The 2295-nt window shown below is 70.4% G+C and carries 2 protein-coding genes; both read left to right on the plus strand.

All coding sequences use genetic code 11. The annotated features are described in order from the left end of the window. The coding region (locus tag HUK84_RS15330) for an acetate--CoA ligase (protein ID WP_176641057.1) at window positions 1-1425 on the plus strand (1425 nt) is incomplete at its 5' end. Then, window positions 1422-2240, plus strand: a complete 819-nt coding sequence (locus HUK84_RS15335) for a dienelactone hydrolase family protein (protein ID WP_317135296.1) — start codon at window positions 1422-1424, stop codon at window positions 2238-2240. The genes HUK84_RS15330 and HUK84_RS15335, both read left to right, overlap by 4 nt. The last annotated feature ends 55 nt before the right edge of the window (window positions 2241-2295 follow it).

Below are 2295 nucleotides of genomic sequence, written 5' to 3' on the forward strand. Positions count from 1 at the left end.
GACAGCGGTGCGATCGTGGCGATCACCGCGGACGAGGCGCGGCGCGGCGCCAAACGCGTTCCCCTCAAGGCGATGATGGACGAGGCCCTGGCGCGCACCGATGCGCACGCTGTGCGCGCCCTGCTGGTGCTGCGGGTGACGGGCGCCGAAATCGCGATGCAGCCCGGGCGCGATTACGCCCTCGCGCCGCTGCTGGCGCAGGCCGCGGCGGATTGTCCGGCCGAGACGATGTCCGCCGAGGACCCGCTCTTCGTGCTCTATACCTCGGGCAGCACCGGCAAGCCGAAGGGGATGGTCCATGCGACCGGGGGCTACATGGTCTGGGCCGCCTTCACGCATGACCTGGTCTTCGATCATCGGCCGGGCGACGTGTTCTGGTGCACGGCCGACGTCGCATGGATCACCGGCCACAGCTACGTGGTGTACGGGCCGCTGGCCAATGGCGGCACAATCCTGCTGTTCGAGGGGCTGCCCTCTCATCCCGCGCCGGGGCGGTGGTGGCAGGTGATCGCCCGCCACCGGGTCACGACCTTCTATACCGCGCCGACGGCGATCCGCGCCCTGATGCGCGAAGGCGACGATGTCGTGGCGCGGCACGACCTGTCCAGCCTGCGCCTGCTCGGCAGCGTCGGCGAACCGATCAGTCCGGACGCCTGGCTGTGGTTCCATGACGTCGTCGGGCAGGGGCGTTGTCCCGTCGTCGATACCTGGTGGCAGACCGAAACCGGCGGCATCATGATCGCGCCGCTCCCCGCTTCGGTGCCGCAGAAGCCGGGTTCGGCCACGCTGCCGCTGCCGGGGGTGCATAGCGTGCTGCTGACGGACAAGGGCGCCGTGATCGCGGGCGAGGGCGAGGGATGCCTGTGCATGGCCCAATCCTGGCCGGGGCAGGCACGGACGATCTGGGGCGACCATGCGCGCTTTCGCCAGACCTATTTCAGCTTCGCGCCGGGTTATTATTTTTCAGGCGACGGGGCGCGGCGCGATTCGGACGGATATTACTGGATCACCGGCCGGGTCGACGACGTCATCAATGTCTCCGGCCACCGGATCGGCTCCGCCGAGATCGAGGACGCTGTGGCGACCGACCATCGCTTCGCCGAATGCGCGGCGGTTGGAATCGCGCATGATCTCAAGGGGCAGGGGCTGGTCGTCTTCGCCGTGCCGCGCGACGGGACGGCGGATGGCCTAGCCGGACATGCCACGCAGGCCATCGTCCGGGTCGTCGGCCGCTACGCGGCGCCCGAGACGATCTATCTCGTGCCGGACCTGCCCAAGACCCGCTCCGGCAAGATCGTGCGCCGGCTGCTGCGCAAGATCGCGGGGCATGAGCTGGACGGGCTGGGCGATCTGTCCACCCTCGCCGATCCATCCGTCGTCGACCGCCTGGTCGACGCGGTCGCGCGCCAGGGAGGCGGGCGGTGACGAAGCGGAGCATGAGCCTGCTCGGCCGGGCCTGCGCGCTGGCCGTGCTGGCCTGCCTGCTGCCGGCCATCGCGCAGGCCCATATGGTCGCCCGTCCCGTCAGTTGGGTGCTGGACGGCACGCGCTTCGACAGCGTCCTGGTCTATGACGACGCGGTGCGCACGCTCCGGCCCGGCCTGGTGATGGTGCCCAACTGGCATGGCGTGAATGCGATCGCCATCGACAAGGCGCGCATGATCGCCGGCCAGGATTACGTCATTCTGCTGACCGATATGTACGGCGCGGCGATCCGGCCCAGGGACGACGCACAATCCATGGCCGCCATCCGGCCCCTGATGGCCGACCGCGCGCTGATGCGGCGGCGGATCGGCCACGCGCTGGCGGTCCTCAAGGCGCAGGCCGGGTCGGCGCCGATCGATTTGGCCCGGCTGGCGGCCATCGGATTCTGCTTCGGCGGCGCCGCGGTGCTGGATCTGGCGCGCAGCGGGGCGGACGTCAGGGCCGTCGTGTCGTTCCACGGCAACCTGACGACCGACGATCCAGCGCGGGCACGCGCCATTCATGCCGCCGTGCTGGCGATGAACGGGGCGGACGACGCCACGACCGCCCCCGACTTCACCGGCTTCATGGACGAAATGCGCCAGGCCCCCGCGCCCTGGCAGTTCGTCGTGATCGGCCACGCCGTCCACTGCTTCACCGAGACCGAGGCAACGTCCCCCACGGGCATGTGCCGCTACGACCCGGCGGCGGCACGACGCGCCTACAGCCTGATGCGGCAATGGCTGGCCAACAGCTTCGCGCCCGGCGCGCCCTGACCGGTCTCATGACCGGCGCCCCGACAGGCATCGGCCGCCGCCGCGCGCTATGGGG

It is taken from the genome of Nguyenibacter vanlangensis, from assembly GCF_013376155.1.
Classification (GTDB): domain Bacteria; phylum Pseudomonadota; class Alphaproteobacteria; order Acetobacterales; family Acetobacteraceae; genus Gluconacetobacter; species Gluconacetobacter vanlangensis.